The organism is Tautonia marina (assembly GCF_009177065.1).
In the GTDB taxonomy this organism is placed as follows: Bacteria; Planctomycetota; Planctomycetia; order Isosphaerales; family Isosphaeraceae; genus Tautonia; species Tautonia marina.
The window spans coordinates 1-413 of record NZ_WEZF01000074.1 but is presented as its reverse complement, the minus strand read 5'-3'; the positions used below and the strand labels follow the sequence as shown (position 1 = coordinate 413).

Annotated in this window: 1 protein-coding gene; it reads right to left on the bottom strand. The window is 74.3% G+C overall.

All coding sequences use genetic code 11. From position 1 onward, the window contains the following. On the bottom strand, positions 1 to 413 hold a 413-nt coding region (locus GA615_RS27720), incomplete at both ends, for a hypothetical protein (protein WP_161602614.1).

Here is a 413-nt window from a genome sequence, read left to right as displayed (position 1 = left end):
GAGGGGGTGTCGGCGACGCGTTTGCGGGAGACGTGGGGGTGGGCCTGGTGCCACTGGCGGTCCTGGTCCTTGGAGCGTTCGACGCGGAGGCGCATGAGCTGGTTGATGCCGCGGAGCATCTCGGAGAAGGCTTCGCGGCGGTAGCGCTGGCGGAGCTGGCCGTCCTTGGAGGTGTCGATGAGGGCGAGCTGGGCGACGGCGGCGGCCTGGTCGGCGTCGTGGTCGTGCCAGCGCTGGTCGCGGAGGGCGTCGAGGCGATCGAGTTCTCGGGCAATCCGGGCGCGGAGGTCAGCTCGGGCGGGGACGGGGTCGGTCGGCTGGCCGGGCAGGGGGGAGCCGGGAGCGCCGGAGCAGACGCGGACGAGGTGCCAGTGGGCGCGGAGGTCGGGGTCGGCGTCGGGGCCGGGCGATTG